The organism is Pseudomonas laurentiana, assembly GCF_014648275.1.
GTDB classification, from domain to species: Bacteria; Pseudomonadota; Gammaproteobacteria; order Pseudomonadales; family Pseudomonadaceae; genus Aquipseudomonas; species Aquipseudomonas laurentiana.
On sequence record NZ_BMQU01000006.1, the window covers coordinates 71,190 to 86,657 of the forward strand.

Here is a 15,468-nt window from a genome sequence, read left to right on the forward strand (position 1 = left end):
TCCATCTGCCGCGAGCCCATGCCATGCTTCATGAGTTGTTCAGTGTCTACCTGAAAATGCTCGTGCTCTACAGCCCGTTCTTTGTTCTGTCCTGCTTCATCAGCCTGACACGTGGTTACTCCAGCAAGGAGCGCAAGCACCTGGCCTGGAAAGTCGCCATTGGCGTGCTCGTCTCCAGCGTTCTGCTGTACCTGTTTGGACGGGCGATCTTTGGCATTTTCGGCATCACCGCCGACGCCTTCCGCATCGGTGCGGGCAGTGTGCTATTCATCTCCGCACTAGGCATGGCACAGGGCAAGTCTGCGGTGCAAACCGACAACGTGAATCAAGACGTCACCATCGTGCCACTGACCATCCCGCTGACGGTCGGCCCCGGTACCATCGGTGCGTTGCTGGTGATGGGGGTTGGCCAACCGCACTGGGACGACAAGCTGCTGGCCATCATCAGTATCGCTGCGGCCAGCCTCACGGTCGGCCTGGTACTGTACCTGTCCAACCGCATCGAACGCCTGCTCGGCGACCAGGGCTTGCAGATCGTCAGCCGGTTGATGGGGCTGTTCGTCTGTGCCCTGGCGGCGCAAATCATCTTTACCGGGATAAAAGGCTACCTTCTCCCTTAGAGCTCCAGACTGAGGATTTCTTTCTGCAGGACACTGTTCAACCTCACCAGGACCCGGTCTCGGTGTGTGTGCTCGAACCCGCGCGTATTGAAGCGCACCAGTTCCGCCCGCGAGGATGAAACAGTCGTGTTCGACTGAAACAGAAAACCGCGGCTCTGCTCCGAGATATTGAGCGTTTCATGGTACAGCACCATGTCGACAACACCTGAAGCGCCTTGGCTACAGGGGATCAACTGGAAATAGGCATAGTCCAGGTTCCTCGAGCGGCTCTCGAACAGCGACAAGGCATTGCCGTCCTTCTCCAGCGCGTCAATCGAACGCCGACTCGCCTCGGCATAAGGCCTGCCGGCCACTTGGGAAATCTTTTCCAGCGCCTGTTCGACCACGCGTTGTCGACTCGGATCAGGGCGATACGTCGCATCGGCTGGGGTCGCATCCCAGCCAAAGTACTTCAGCTGGTTCTTGTAGTAGCTGTACCAGTCCTCCACCTGACCATCCTTATAGGCACTCAAGGCTGCACGCTGGGCAAACAGGGTTGCCAATTGCACAGACTCCCGCTGCTGGGCAGACACACCCGGCAGAAACGAGACCACACTGGCCCCCACCACCGACGCTTGAACGTTATCCATGGGTGACCGCTCCGTGAATGGATTCAACCTTGCTGGTGTACGGGAACGCTTGACGCTTTTCTGCCATCAAGCTCGCCAGTTTCTGGCGATAAGGCTCATACAGACTCGACTCCAGTTGGGCAGAAAAGCCCTGAAGGCGGGTCTCGCCAATCAATGACCGGGCCGCCAACGGCTCAACCAGCCAATGCTCACCCGGCACTTGCTCAGTGCCCAGGACAACGCTGTTGAACAACACAACAGGCCCTGGCTGAACCACGCCGACCTCCAGCGCAATATGGGTAACCGTGCTGGCTTCAAGCGGTTGCACCACTTGCTGGCGAAGCACGTCCAGCACCTGCAGGTCCGGCGCTTGGCGCAAGGCCTCGACAGCGTTCGCCAGCACCTCACGGAACGCTGGGCACTGGCTGACAAGTTGCGTCTGAAGCGGCTGAACAGGCGCAACAGGCGCTAGCGCCGAAACCGTTTCTACCGCTTGATACTGCTGTGTCAGCAACCAGCCACGGTCCGTCAGGGCGGTCCGATACGTGCGGTACCACGTCTCATGCTGAGTAAAACGCGAACCTGCACGCTTGTTTGCCAGCAATTGCGCGTACAGGTGCGAGTCCAATACCGCCTGCCGCTCAGCGTCCTTAACCTGTGGCGCGACAAATAACAGGCTGCCACCATTGATCCAAATGCTATAACCGTCGACATCCATGCTCACCTCCTCGTCTGAATAGGCTTCCGTACCGAGATGAGCCGCATGGCGGCTCATCTCGCCGACGACATATCGTCAGATTTCGTAGTCGAGGATTTTGGACAGCGCACGATCGCCCAACTGCTGCTCAATGCGCGAGCGCAGACGATCGTAGATCACCTTGTTGAATGACAGCGCTGCAGTGCCTTTGTAGGTTTCGGAAGAAGCCGAATCCCAGTCAAAGAACAGCACATCCACATCATGGGCGCAGGCACGACGCTGAATAGCACCCAGGGCCATGACCACCTCACCATCGGCAGTCTCGATGCACGAAGCAACACCTACCACCGCGGCCGTCTTTTGGTTCACGTTACGCTTGAACAGCGAAAAAGCCTGATCGCTCTCGGGCAGGCCACCGATCGCCTTGCGTGCCAGATCCCCGAGTACCGCCACCGCTGGGGCACCTGGTACTGCAGCAGCTGCGGCTGCCTGGACAGCCTTGACCACCACGTTCGAGAGTTTGATCGACTGACCGGAAGTCGTTTCCTTTTCGTAGGTGCGATGCGCTGTCACCCAGCCACAATCTTGCATGACCTTCAGGAACTGATTGAACCAGGCCTCTCCCTGAGTCGTCGGATCAAACAGTTTGTTGGTCGCCAGCGTGGCAAACAGGTAAGCGTTTTTGGCGTCGTTACGGCTTTGCAGGGACATGCCGGCGCCGAATGCAACCAGCGAGCTTTCCACTACCGCTGCAGAATCGATGCTAAGTACTTCGTTGTTTTCGCTCATGATTGAGTAGTCCTTGTAGTGATCGGAAAATCCCTTCACTGGGATTTCCCGATCAAACTACTCAAACAGGCCATGGCAGGTCAGGAGCGAAAACCTTCCTCGGCAGATCAGCCTTGCTCAGGGTACCAACGTGGCGTGTAGACCCACTGGCCACCCTCAGGACGAGGGAACACGCAGGTAGTGGAGGATCCCACCAGCACCATGGTGCGCATATCCACCAGCTCAGGAGTCAGCTCGCCCAGGGTGATTGCCCGTAATGTCTGCCCCGGCCTACCAATATCACGGCCAAGGACTACCGGGGTTTGCGCTGTGCGGTGCTGACGCACGATATCCATGGCGCGCCCAAGCTGCCAGGGCCGCGCGCGTGAGATCGGGTTGTAGAAGGCCAGCGCCAGGTCAGCCTGAGCGGCCAGGTCGAGGCGCTTTTCGATGATCGACCAAGGCTTGAGGTTGTCCGACAGCGACAGCACACAGAAGTCATGGCCCAATGGCGCACCCGCTTGAGCCGCAGTAGCCAGCGAAGCCGAAACCCCCGGCAGGATCTCCAGGTCAACCGCATGCCAGGCCGGATCGTCCGACTCATGAAGGGCTTCAAGTACCGCCGCCGCCATGGCGAACACGCCAGGGTCACCCGACGACACGACCACTACCGAACGACCCTGAACCGCCAGCTCGAACGCGTGACGTGCTCGCTGCATCTCTTCGCGGTTATCGGTGCAATGCAGTACCTGATCGTCGCGGAATGGGCCGGCCATACGCACGTAGGTCTCGTAACCCAGTACATCGTTGGCACGGGCCAGCTCGGCCTTGACCGCCGGAACCATGAACTCCGCAGCCCCCGGCCCCAGGCCGATCACCGCCAGTCGACCACGGGCACGACCGATCGACTGAACGTCGATAGGCTGACTGGCCACAGCAATGGCAATCCCTTCACCCATCGCCTGAGGCGGTAGCAGTTGAGGCAGCGCCTGTGCCGCCAGCGCCACGACACTTTCAGCAGCCGGAGCGAAACGCAGGGCAACGCCCAGCTCAGCCGCAGCATCACGTAGCGCCGGGCTGCTCATCTCGCTGTCTGCCGCCAGCAGGCAAGCCAGTGCAGGTTCGGCAATCTTCGCCGCCTGCAAGGCAGCCCGCACGGCCTGAGCGGGCTCGGGCAGTGTTGCACTGATTGCCACCAATACGCAGCGAGGGTGAATCAGCAGTTCGTTGGCGGAGGGCTCACGGGCTTCACAACCCACACGAATCGAACGCTGTGCATGCTCATCATGTGGCAGTTGCGCCTGAGCCAGCCAGGGCGCCGCCCCCTCAATACGCACCGGCTCACCGGCCAACAGGTCAGAGACAAAGCGCTTGCCCAGCTCAAGGTCAGCCAGTGCATAGCCACTGGGCGGGTTGAGCAGGCAGGTACCAAAACGCAGTTCGCCACTGGTGGTAATCGCTGCCGCCACACCCAGGCCAGCCCCAATCTCGCGGGCCATTACGTTGACGCCACCCAGGCCGCCCAGCAAGGGCACCACGGCGCTGCCATCTTCGGCCACGGCCAGCACCGGCGGCTCGGCGCCCTTCTCCAACAACAGGTCGGCCAAGGTACGGATGACGATACCGGCGGCACACAGGGCGATGATCGGCGTGTCCTGCTGATACAACTGACGCAGGGTCTGGCCGAACGCCTGATAACTCAGGTCGACACCCTCGACCCGGCCTGCCAGACCATGGATAAGGGCGTCGGGATACACCTGCTGGATTTTCCGGGCAGTGGCCAGGCTGCCCTTGCCAAGAATCACGATGGCCGGAGCCTTGCGCACCATCACCCTTGCCACCTCTCACCCGGCACAATAATCAGCGAGAAATAAGGTGATGACTGCGGGTCGACCTCATCCAGCGCGACGATCTTCTGATTGGCCATGGTCGCCCGCTCGACATACAACGCTCGCTCGGCCAGACCCAGTTCACTCAGCACCTGACGGACCTTGGGGAAGTTGCGCCCCAGCTTCATGATCACCGCCGCGTCGGCATCGGCCAGGCGGCGCTTGAGCTCTTCGTGCGGCAGCACGCCCGAGAGGACCGACAGACTCTGGTTGCGATAGACCAGCGGCGCCCCCAGCACAGAGGCGCCACCGAGCATCGAACAGACGCCTGGCACCACTTCGGCGGCGTAACGCTCGGCGAGGCGGTCGTGCAGGTACATGTAGGAGCCGTAGAAGAACGGATCACCTTCACAGATCACCGCCACATCGCGACCGGCATCCAGGTGCGCGGCCACTTCAAGGCTGGCCTGATCGTAGAAATCGCTGATGACCTGCTCATAGGACAACGGCGCTGGCAGTGCTTCGGTGGTCACCGGATAAACCAGGGGCAGCAGGGTCTGGGCATCCTGCAAATGCGCTTCGATGATGCCGAACGCATTGCCACGCTTGCCCTTGGCGACAAAGTAAGCCACCACCGGCGCTTCGCGCAGCAGGCGCAAGGCCTTGACGGTGATCAGTTCCGGATCACCTGGGCCGACGCCCAGGCCAAGCAAACGTCCACGAGCCTGCATCACTCCACCTCCGTGGCCAGGGCGTTGACCGCCGCTGCGGCCATGGCGCTGCCGCCACGGCGGCCTTCGACGATCACAAACGGCACGCCACGGCTATCGGCGGCGAGCATGGCCTTGGACTCGGCAGCCCCGACAAAGCCCACCGGGAACCCCAGGATCAGGGCAGGCTTGGGCGCCCCGGCATCAATCATTTCCAACAGGTAGAACAAGGCAGTAGGCGCATTACCAATCACCACCACACTGCCTTCCAGGTAAGGTCGCCACAGCTCCAGCGCCACGGCCGAGCGGGTATTGCCCAGTTCACGAGCCAGGTCCGGCACGCTGTCGTCCTTGAGGGTGCAGATCACCTCGTTGTTCGCCGGCAGGCGTGCACGGGTAATGCCTTCGGCAACCATCCGCGCGTCACAGAGAATCGGCGCACCCGCCGCCAGCGCATCGCGCCCGGCCTTGCCCGCACCCGGCGAGAAACGCAGGGCATCAACCACTTCGACCATGCCACAGGCATGGATCACCCGCACCGCGAGCTTTTCCAGATCAGCCGGAATCCGCTCAAGACGGGCTTCCTGGCGAATGATGGCGAAGGAGTTGCGATAAATCTCCTGGCCGTCGCGGATGTAATCAATCATCGATGTTGCTCCATAAACGGGTGTCCAGATAAACGCCCGCTTCTTCTATTGTCAGATCGCGCCCGCTGAGGACGCCCAGGCCCGGCTGCGCCGGGTCGTGTAAATACAGGTCATAGTGACCGGGGCCCACCGCCAACAACGTAGCTGGCGCGGCATGGGCCATGGCGCAGGAGCGCTTGCAACCGCTGAGGTGGACAGCACCGACCCGGTCCGGTCGGGACAGCAGCGGTGCCAGCCGCAGGGCATCATCCTTGGTGTCAGCCAGCGCCTTGGCACAGCCCGTCGAACCGGTGCATGCCACCAGTCGGGCCAGGGGGTCACTCACATCACACAGCAACCCCAACGTACTCAAACCGGCCAAAGCCGCAGAGGCCTGCTCAACCGCGACATTCGGTATAAGCACGCCCTGCCACGGGGTCATGCGCAAGCTGCTGTCGCCGAACTCACGGGCCAGTTGTGCAGCACCGCGCAATTGCCTGGCACTCAACCGTCCCAACGGGGCCACTGCACAGACAGCCGCACGATCAGGCTGAAGCTGTGGATAGACTCCCAGTGGCTGGACAAGGTCACCCGCAACCCTGCGCCATTGGCGGACGGCAGCATCGCGCCGCAGCGTCAGGGGCAAGCGGGCGACGAACGCCTCCACGCCCATCGTCGCCAACAACTGGCGCATACGCGCCTGCTCGGGCGTGGCCAGATCGAGAAACGCGTTCAGCACTGCCAGTACCAAGGCATGCCCTTGTGCCAGTGGTACTGCACCCAGCGCAGCATCCTGGCCTGGGCATCCTGCCAACCCGAACGCCAGCCAGGCCTGACCGTCCAGGCTAAGGGCCGAGAGCCATAGGTCATGGGGATGCTGCAGCATCGTCAGCGCTTCACCGCCATCCAGTTGCACGGCGAATTTCGGCGACAATTGCTGGAAACGCGGACTGCTTTGCAACGACTCGAGAATCTGCCGCGCCAAGGGCCGGGTATCGAACAGCATGGCGCGATCCAGGCCGGCCGCAGGGCTGAGCATCACGTTGCGCACATCATCGCCAGCCATCTGGGTAGGCCCCAGACCAGCCGCCAGCAAACAGGCGATCAGCCCCTCGCGCTCGGAGCCGATACCGCGTATCTGCAGGTTGCTGCGGTTGGTCAGCTCAATCACCCCGACGGCAAAGCGCTCAGCCGCATCGGCCACTGCATCAGCTTGAGCCGCACTGATTTCACCACCATTGAGCTTGACCCGGGAAATGCCGCCATCCAACGCCTGGACAATGCGCCACAACCCCGGACAGGCCGAGGGGCGGAACGCAGGGGTCGGCTCAAGCTCGCTCAAAAGATCACCCGATAATCGTCAAAAGGCGCTGGTTGTGGGAAGGCGCGGTATTATGCCTGCTTTGTCCGGCCGCAGGATAAGCCTGCTGGTCGGATTGGCAGTGTAGAGGATGTGGCATGGCCCCCTGGCTCACCCTGATAGGAATCGGCGAAGACGGCTTCAACGGCCTCGGCAAGCAAGCCCGCAGGGCGTTGCTCGGCGCTGCGCGGGTGTTTGGCAGCCCACGGCAGTTGGCCTTGCTGCCGCGTTGCATTGGCGCCGAACGCGTGCTCTGGCCCAGCCCGTTTTCGCTGGCGCCGTTGCTGGCGCTGCGCGGTGAACCGGTATGCGTATTGGCCAGTGGCGACCCCATGTTCTACGGCGTTGGCGCCAGCCTGGCACGCCAGGTCGAGGGCCGTGAAATGGCGGTGCTGCCGGCACCGTCTTCCTGTTCGCTGGCCGCTGCCCGGCTTGGCTGGCCGCTGCAAGACGTGGTCACCCTCTCGGTCGTTGCCCGCCCGGTCGCTGCCGTTGCCGCTCACCTCTATACCGGTCAGCGCCTGTTGGTGCTGAGTAACGACGCCAGCAGCCCGGCAGCGCTCGCTGAACTGCTACGGGCACGCGGCTTTGGCGCCAGCCGCCTGGTGGTGCTGGAGCACTTGGGTGGCCCGCTGGAACGTCAACACGAAGGACATGCCACGACCTGGTCGAACCCGGACGTCGCAGCACTGAATGTCGTCGCCATCGATTGTCAGGCCGACCCCGACGCACCGCGCCTGTCGACCTTGGCCGGCCTGCCGGATTCCGCCTTTCGCCATGACGGCCAGATCACCAAGCGCGATGTCCGCGCCATCACCCTCGCCCGGCTCGCTCCGCAACCCGGCGAACTGCTCTGGGACGTTGGTGCCGGCAGCGGTTCCATCGGTATTGAGTGGATGCGTGCGCACCCCAGTTGCAGGGCACTGGCCATCGAAGCTGACGAAGGTCGCCAACAACTGATCGAACACAACCGCGATGCACTCGGCGTACCCGGCCTGCAATTGATCCGTGGGCGCGCACCGCAAGCGCTGGCAGGCCTGGAGCGGCCCGATGCGATCTTCATCGGTGGCGGCGTCACCCGCGAGGGTGTCCTGCAACACTGCTGGGAACAGCTACGCCCTGGGGGCCGCCTGGTCGCCAACGCCGTGACCCTGCAAAGCGAGGCCACCCTGGCCGACTGGCGTGAGCGCCACGGCGGTGAACTGACCCGCATTCACATCGCCCAGGCGCAGCCGCTGGGTGAGTTCGACACGTGGCGCCAGGCGCTACCCATTACCCTGCTCGATCTGGTCAAACCCCTTGATGCGTGACGAAACGGCCGAACAACCCGCCCCTTTGCGCAGCGGCCTGACCACCGGTAGCTGCGCCACGGCCACCAGCCTCGCGGCGGCCCGCCTGTTGCTGACCGGGCAAGCCAGTGATGCGGTGCAGATCACCCTGCCCAAGGGCAAGGTCGTGCAGATGCGCCTGGAGTTCTGCCGCTTGCTCGACGACGGCGCCGAAGCGGGAACGCTCAAAGATGCCGGTGACGACCCGGATGTCACCCACGGTGCGCTGCTCTATAGCCGCGTTCGCCTGCAAGCACAGCCCGGCGTACGGTTTGTCGCCGGCAGCGGCGTCGGTACCGTAACCCGCCCCGGGCTGGTGCTGGCGGTAGGTGAGCCAGCCATCAATCCTGTACCTCGGAAGATGATGACTGAACACCTGCAACGGCTGGCAGAAGAAGCCGCCTATGCTGGCGGCTTTGAGGTGACGGTGAATGTCCGCGATGGCGAAAACCTCGCCTTGAAAACCATGAACCCACGCCTGGGGATTCTCGGTGGACTGTCGATTCTCGGCACCAGCGGCATCGTCCGGCCGTTTTCCTGTGCGGCCTACATCGCCTCGATTCATCAAGGCATCGATGTCGCCAAAACCAACGGCTACCTGCACATCGCAGCCTGCACCGGCAATGCCAGTGAAGACACCATGCGCCAGTACTATCACTTGCCGGAAATTGCCCTGATCGAAATGGGCGACTTCGTCGGTGCGGTGCTCAAGCACCTGCGCAAGGTGCCCGTCGACAAGCTCAGTATCTGTGGTGGTTTCGGCAAGATCAGCAAGTTGGCCGCCGGGCACATGGACCTGCACAGCCGCCACTCCAGTATCGACCTGCCACAGTTGGCCGGTTGGGCGGCCGCTATAGGTGCCGACACAGAACTACAGGCGGCCATCATCCAGGCCAACACCAGCCAACAGGCGCTGGCGCTGGCTCACGCGGCAGGCGTGGCCTTGGGCGATGCCGTCTGCGCGCATGCTCGAGCCTTCGCGCAAACCATCGTCCCGGCCCAGGTGCAGGTGGAAGTCTTCGCCATCGACCGTCAAGGTGGCATTGTCGGCCAGGCAGGTGTGCAATGAGCCCACGTATCCTGCTGCTCGGCGGCGTCACCGAAGCCCTGGCCATTGCACGTCAACTGGGCCCCGAACATGTCTACAGCCTGGCAGGCGTTGGGCGGGTGCCACAGGACCTGCCCTGTCAGGTACGGGTTGGCGGGTACGGCGGCGCGCCAGGGCTCGCCGCTTACCTGCGGGCAGAGGGCATCAGCCTGCTGATAGACGCCACCCATCCGTATGCCGCACACATCAGCCGTAACGCCGTCCTGGCTGCCAAACAGGTCGGCATCCCGTGCTGGGCACTGCGTCGCAAGGCCTGGGAAGCACAGCCCGGGGATGACTGGCGTGAAGTTGCAGACTGGGACGAACTGATGCAGGCGCTGGCCCCCTTCAAGCGCCCGCTGTTCACCCTGGGCCGCGAACCATTGCAACACCTGGACGAGATCCCGCTCCAGCAGTTCTGGACCTTGCGCGCGCTGGAGACCTGCCCCGGCAACGAGCGCTGCGAAATCATCGGTGCGCGTGGGCCGTTCCGCCTTGACGACGAGCGCGCCCTGTTCGCACGTCGGCAAATCGATGTGTTGATCAGCAAGAACAGTGGCAGCAGCGCCACCGAGCCCAAACTGGACGTGGCGCGCGAGCGCGGGGTGCCGGTGTTGATTCTCAAGCGCCCGACACTGCCCGAGGCAGACCGGACCTTCTGGTCAACACAAGCGTTGCTGGAGGCGCTGCGCTAAGCGCCAGGATCGATTTGCCGAGCCAAGCCTGCGGCACTTCATCGCACCCGGGCTTTTGTACTTATACTGACACTTCTGGCTAAATGGCCACCACTCACGATTCCTGACCGGATCTCTCCATGCCACGACAACGGCTTGCCTACGCCTGGATCGCCTGCATCGCCGTATTGGTGAACATGCTGGCGATGCCGTTGTCCGCGGCCGCACCCAAAGGGCAAGCCGAACAACTGCTGTGGGGGGCGTTCTGCTCTGCCAGTGGTACGCAGTCGGTGGCGATTTCGCTGGGCCAGAGCGAGCCCGGGCCGTCAAATGACGATCATTCGGTGATGCAGCATTGCTGGTGCTGCTCCGGATCGGCGCCGGTGCTCGCGCTACCGGCACAACCACCACGGTTGCTGTTGCCCGAACAGGCGTTCGGCGTACCGCAACCACTGTTTATCACCCTCCAGCCAACACCGCGGCAATTGTGGCCCGCCCTCAATCCTCGCGCCCCACCTCTGGTTTGATTCTCTACGCTATCCGTTGCGAAACCGAATCGACTGGAGAACTACCATGCTATTGAAAGCCTTTGCCCTGGCCGCCCTGCTGCCGGTGACGTTTGCCAACGCCCATGAATACACCAAGGGCGATCTGCATATCGCGCACCCATGGTCGCAAGAACTGCCGCCCAACGCGCCCACTGTGGCGGCCTATTTCGTTGTTCACAACAAGGGCAGCAGTGCCGACCGCTTGCTCAGTGTCGCATCGCCCATCACCGACAACGCCGAGTTGCACGAACACGTGATGAAAGATGGCCTGATGAAGATGCAGCAGGTGCAAAGCGTGGTCGTTCCCGCCGGCAGCGACCTGACCTTCGCCCCTGGCGCCTATCACGTCATGCTGATGCAACCCAAGGACCGCAGCCTGCTAAGCGACGGCAAGCGCTTCCCACTCACCCTGCATTTCGAGAAGGCCGGCGATATTACGGTTGAGGTAGCGGTGCAGAAGCAGCCACCCGAAGGAACTGCCCACAGCCATTGATTGCTGACGCGTAACCGCGATGAGCACCTTGCGCCAGCGCCAGATCCGGCCCGCGACCTTGCGCGGCAGCTGGCTGAGCCTGTTCGCCATGTTGATGATCTTCATCGGCCCGCTGATTTCTCAGTCGATGCCGATGGATCATCGCGCCTCCATGCCTACTGGCATGGAGATGGGCATGGAGATGGCCTGCCACGATGGTGCTCAAGCGACCGGGGCACACAACGACTCGCCATCACTGCACGTCCTCTGGGAGAAATGCGGCTACTGCAGCCTGTTCTTCCACTGCCCGGCCCTGCCCCAGACGCACAACCTGCTGGAGAGCGCCGTCGCACCGGCCAACACCGGCCTGATTGCCCTGCCACGCCAGGGCCACGCCCGCCAAGCCATCTTCCCAGGCGCCCGAACCCGCGCTCCACCCATCCCGTTTTCAGTCTGAACCCACTCTGTATCGAACTCGGCCCGGGCTCCTGCCCGAAGGTCGACGTCTGCCTTTGACTGAAAAACGTTGGAATGATTATGTCTGGCTGCACCGCTATGTTTCGTCTGTCCCTGCGCGGCACTATCGCCGTGGCTTGTGGCTCCCTGCTCAGCCCGTTCATCCTGGCTGCCGACCAAGGCCATGAGAACCACACTCAAGACCCCGCCGAACTGAGCCCCACGGTCATCACCGCCGTGGCGCCCAGCTCACCGCTGACCGTGGTCACCAACCCCAAGGACCCTCGCCAGCCAGTACCCGCCAGCGACGGTGCCGACTACCTGAAGACCATCCCCGGCTTCTCCGCCATTCGCGCCGGCGGCACCAACGGCGACCCGGTGCTGCGCGGCATGTTCGGTTCGCGCCTGAACATCCTCACCAACGGCGGCGTGATGCTGGGCGCCTGCCCGAACCGCATGGACGCGCCGACGTCCTACATCGCACCAGAAACCTACGACCGCCTGACCGTGATCAAAGGCCCGCAGACCGTGCTCTGGGGGCCAGGCGCATCAGCAGGAACCATCCTCTTCGACCGCGAGCCCGAGCAATTCGGTGAGCTTGGCAGCCGGGTCAACGCCAGCCTGCTGGCCGGCTCCAACGGCCGCTTCGACAAGGTGCTGGACGCGGCGGCAGGCGGCCAACTGGGTTATGTACGGGTCATCGGCAACCAATCGCATTCCGATGACTACGAGGATGGCAATGGCGACACCGTGCCGTCCCGCTGGGACAAGTGGAACGGCGACGTCGCCCTCGGCTGGACGCCAGACGCCGATACCCTGCTGGAGCTGACTGCCGGCAAGGGCGACGGCGAAGCGCGGTATGCCGGGCGCGGCATGGACGGCTCGCAGTTCAAGCGCGAAAGCCTGGGCCTGCGCTTCGAGAAATCCAACCTTGGTGATGTGCTCGACAAGGTAGAGGCCCAGGTCTACTACAACTACGCCGACCACGTGATGGACAACTACAGCCTGCGCACAACGCCCACCAGCGGCATGATGGCCGGGCCGATGGTCAGCAACGTCGACCGCCGCACCATGGGTGCGCGGATCAAGGCGACCTGGCGTTGGGCCGATGTGACGCTGATCAGCGGTATCGATGCGCAGACCAACGAACACCGCAAACGTGGCGGCATGGGCATCGATGCCCACAAGGACAAACCGTGGACCAAAGATGCCGACTTCCACAACTACGGCGTGTTTGGTGAACTGACCTGGGAAACCACCCAGCAGGATCGACTGATCAGCGGCGCACGCCTGGACCGCGCCTCGGCCAAGGACTTTCGCAAGACCACCTCTGGCATGATGCCGCGGCCGAACCCCACCTACGGCGACACCCGTGCCGACACCCTGCCCAGCGGTTTTGTACGCTATGAGCACGACCTGGCAGCCATCCCGGCCACCACCTACATCGGCCTCGGGCATGCCCAGCGCTTCCCGGACTACTGGGAATTGTTCTCGCCCAAATCCGGCCCTGATGGCTCGGTGAATGCCTTCGACGCGATCAAGCCGGAGAAAACCACCCAGCTCGATTTTGGTGTGCAGTACCAGACCGACGTGCTCGAAGCCTGGGCCTCCGGTTACGTTGGCCAGGTGCGCGATTACATCCTGTTCGACTACACCCGGAACAGCTCCCAGGCACAGAACATCGACGCACGGATCATGGGCGGTGAGCTCGGTGCGGCCTACAAGCTGACCTCCAACTGGAAGGCCGATGCCACCCTGGCCTACGCTTGGGGCAAGAACAGCAGCGATGGCGCGGCCCTGCCACAAATGCCACCGCTGGAAAGCCGTATGGGCCTGACCTACAGTCGCGATGACTGGAGCGCCGGCGCGCTGTGGCGCGTGGTAGCCGCGCAGAACCGCATTGATGAGAACAAGGGCAACGTGGTCGGCAAGGACTATGAAAAAAGTGCGGGCTTCGGCGTGTTCTCGCTCAACGGTGCCTACCGCGTGAACAAGAACCTCAAGCTCAGCACGGGCGTCGACAACCTGTTCGACAAAGCCTACGCCGAACACCTGAACCTGGCGGGTAACGCCGGCTTCGGTTACCCGGCCAACGACCCACAAGCGATCAACGAGCCAGGGCGTACGTTCTGGACCAAAGTTGACCTGAGTTTCTGATGCATCGGGGCGCGGCTGAAAAGCCGCGCCCACACCGCTGGAGCGTGCAATGAAAAAAACACAACCTTCTTTCTACAACCTGGCCTGGCGTTGGCACTTCTACGCCGGGTTGTTCGTGGCCCCGATCATGATCCTGCTGGCCATCACCGGGATCATCTACCTGTTCAAGCCGCAGCTTGATCCGCTGATGTACCGCAACCTGATGGTGGTCGAAGCTGGCCATCACCGGCAAACCGCAGATGCCCTGCAACAGCAGGTGCAACAGGCTTACCCACAGGGGCATATCGGCCAGTACCTGCCAGCCCCAGCGACCGATCGCAGTGCGCAGTTCGTGGTCCATGAGGGCGGGCGAGAACTGAATGTATTCATCGACCCCTACACCGGCACGGTACTCGGCGCACAGGATGCCAAGCGCAACCTGCAAGCGGTGGCCCGAGCGCTGCACGGCGAGTTGATGATCGGTACGGTCGGTGACCGCGTGGTGGAATTGGCCGCAGGCTGGGGCGTCGTCCTGGTGGTTTCCGGGCTGTACCTGTGGTGGCCCCGTGGCAAGTCCTCGGGGGGCGTGCTTTGGCCACGCCTGGGTGCACGCGGACGCCTGTTCTGGCGCGACCTGCACGCCGTCAGTGGCTTCTGGGGCTCAGCCTTGCTGTTGCTGATGTTACTCAGCGGCATGACCTGGACGGGTTTCTGGGGCAAGCAATACGCCGACCTGTGGAACCGCTTCCCAGCAGCCATGTGGAACAACGTACCGCAGTCAGACCAGCAGGCCCGCACCCTCAACAACGCTAACCGGCAGACCGTGCCTTGGGCCATGGAAAACACCCCAATGCCAGCATCTGGCGCTCATGCTGAACATGCCGGTCACACGGCAGCCAACTCGGCACCTGCCCAGCCACAGGTGAGTCTGCAACACGTTGAAGAGATCGCCAGGGCGCGTCAGGTTGAACCGGGCTACAGCATCACCCTGCCAAGCACGGCCGAAGGTGTTTTCACCATCGCGGTGTTCGCCGACGACCCACGTAACGACGCCACCCTGCATATCGACCAGTACACCGGCAAGGTGCTGGTGGACGTGCGCTGGCAGGATTACAACGGCGTTGCCCGGGCCACTGAGCTGGGGGTGATGTTGCACGAGGGCAAATTCTTTGGCCTGCTCAACCAGCTCATCGTGCTGCTGATCTGCCTGATGATCCTGCTGGGCTCGGTCAGCGGGCTGGTGATCTGGTGGAAACGCCGGCCTCAGGGTGGGTTGGGCGTCCCCCCCCTGCGGCATGACCTGCCACGCTGGAAATCAGCCACCGTGATCATGCTTGTCCTGGGCATTGTCTTCCCGCTGGTGGGTGCCTCGATGCTGGTGGTGTGGTTGCTGGACCGGGGGCTGGGCCGTCGTGTGCTGATACCGGCCACCTGACCTCTCAGGCCTGCCTCGCACGCTGGGCGCTGCAGGCCCAACAAAACACGCCGCGATAATGGGCAAATTATCGCGGTTGAGTGGCAAAAGACTTTGGCAAAAACATGCAAGCCG

General features: G+C 62.7%; 16 protein-coding genes. 9 read left to right on the plus strand and 7 right to left on the minus strand.

The features are described 5' to 3' along the window. Positions 1-23: 23 nt before the first annotated feature. A complete protein-coding gene (locus IE038_RS08125; protein WP_163934944.1) occupies positions 24-620 on the plus strand; it encodes a MarC family protein in 597 nt (198 codons plus the stop codon). Here IE038_RS08125 and IE038_RS08130 read toward each other — a convergent pair. From IE038_RS08130 to cobG, 7 genes are all read right to left on the minus strand, one after another. Continuing rightward, the gene (locus IE038_RS08130) at positions 617-1,249 is read right to left on the minus strand and encodes a hypothetical protein (RefSeq protein WP_189395437.1); all 633 of its coding nucleotides are present in this window, start codon (positions 1,247-1,249) and stop codon (positions 617-619) included. The genes IE038_RS08125 and IE038_RS08130 overlap by 4 nt on opposite strands. After that, entirely contained in the window at positions 1,242-1,946 is a 705-nt protein-coding gene (locus IE038_RS08135) for a hypothetical protein (protein WP_189395438.1), read from the minus strand. Before IE038_RS08135 ends, IE038_RS08130 begins: the two co-directional genes overlap by 8 nt. Before the next feature lie 75 nt (positions 1,947-2,021). After that, on the minus strand, positions 2,022-2,714 hold the full coding sequence (locus IE038_RS08140) for a hypothetical protein (protein WP_163934935.1): 693 nt from the start codon (positions 2,712-2,714) through the stop codon (positions 2,022-2,024). 107 nt (positions 2,715-2,821) lie between these two features. Then, a complete protein-coding gene (cobJ, locus tag IE038_RS08145; RefSeq protein ID WP_163934931.1) occupies positions 2,822-4,522 on the minus strand; it encodes a precorrin-3B C(17)-methyltransferase in 1,701 nt (566 codons plus the stop codon). Further along, on the minus strand, positions 4,522-5,253 hold the full coding sequence (locus IE038_RS08150) for a precorrin-2 C(20)-methyltransferase (protein ID WP_163934928.1): 732 nt from the start codon (positions 5,251-5,253) through the stop codon (positions 4,522-4,524). Before IE038_RS08150 ends, cobJ begins: the two co-directional genes overlap by 1 nt. After that, positions 5,253-5,879 carry a precorrin-8X methylmutase gene (locus IE038_RS08155; RefSeq protein ID WP_163934925.1) on the minus strand — a complete coding sequence of 209 codons (627 nt, stop codon included), beginning with the start codon at positions 5,877-5,879 and terminating at the stop codon, positions 5,253-5,255. Before IE038_RS08155 ends, IE038_RS08150 begins: the two co-directional genes overlap by 1 nt. Continuing rightward, entirely contained in the window at positions 5,872-7,200 is a 1,329-nt protein-coding gene (cobG, locus tag IE038_RS08160) for a precorrin-3B synthase (protein WP_189395439.1), read from the minus strand. The genes IE038_RS08155 and cobG overlap by 8 nt, the downstream gene beginning before the upstream one ends. Before the next feature lie 116 nt (positions 7,201-7,316). Here cobG and cbiE point away from each other — a divergent pair, with 116 nt between their 5' ends. The 8 genes from cbiE to IE038_RS08200 all read left to right on the plus strand — a co-directional run bounded on the left by cbiE (position 7,317) and on the right by IE038_RS08200 (position 15,354). After that, positions 7,317-8,528, plus strand: a complete 1,212-nt coding sequence (gene cbiE / locus IE038_RS08165) for a precorrin-6y C5,15-methyltransferase (decarboxylating) subunit CbiE (RefSeq protein WP_189395440.1) — start codon at positions 7,317-7,319, stop codon at positions 8,526-8,528. Next, positions 8,521-9,615, plus strand: coding sequence for a cobalt-precorrin-5B (C(1))-methyltransferase (locus IE038_RS08170; RefSeq protein ID WP_163934922.1), 1,095 nt, complete (start codon positions 8,521-8,523; stop codon positions 9,613-9,615). The genes cbiE and IE038_RS08170 overlap by 8 nt, the downstream gene beginning before the upstream one ends. Further along, entirely contained in the window at positions 9,612-10,328 is a 717-nt protein-coding gene (locus IE038_RS08175; RefSeq protein ID WP_189395441.1) for a cobalt-precorrin-6A reductase, read from the plus strand. The genes IE038_RS08170 and IE038_RS08175 overlap by 4 nt, the downstream gene beginning before the upstream one ends. 119 nt (positions 10,329-10,447) lie before the next feature. Then, the gene (locus tag IE038_RS08180) at positions 10,448-10,834 is read left to right on the plus strand and encodes a DUF2946 domain-containing protein (RefSeq protein WP_189395442.1); all 387 of its coding nucleotides are present in this window, start codon (positions 10,448-10,450) and stop codon (positions 10,832-10,834) included. A 46-nt stretch (positions 10,835-10,880) separates the two neighbouring features. Then, on the plus strand, positions 10,881-11,348 hold the full coding sequence (locus tag IE038_RS08185) for a copper chaperone PCu(A)C (protein WP_163934917.1): 468 nt from the start codon (positions 10,881-10,883) through the stop codon (positions 11,346-11,348). Between the two features lie 19 nt (positions 11,349-11,367). Then, positions 11,368-11,784: a DUF2946 domain-containing protein gene (locus IE038_RS08190; RefSeq protein WP_163934914.1), complete on the plus strand. Its 417-nt coding sequence runs from the start codon at positions 11,368-11,370 to the stop codon at positions 11,782-11,784. Between the two features lie 80 nt (positions 11,785-11,864). Then, positions 11,865-13,940 carry a TonB-dependent copper receptor gene (locus tag IE038_RS08195; RefSeq protein WP_189395443.1) on the plus strand — a complete coding sequence of 692 codons (2,076 nt, stop codon included), beginning with the start codon at positions 11,865-11,867 and terminating at the stop codon, positions 13,938-13,940. Positions 13,941-13,989: 49 nt separating this feature from the next. Continuing rightward, the gene (locus IE038_RS08200) at positions 13,990-15,354 is read left to right on the plus strand and encodes a PepSY-associated TM helix domain-containing protein (protein WP_163934911.1); all 1,365 of its coding nucleotides are present in this window, start codon (positions 13,990-13,992) and stop codon (positions 15,352-15,354) included. The last annotated feature ends 114 nt before the right edge of the window (positions 15,355-15,468 follow it).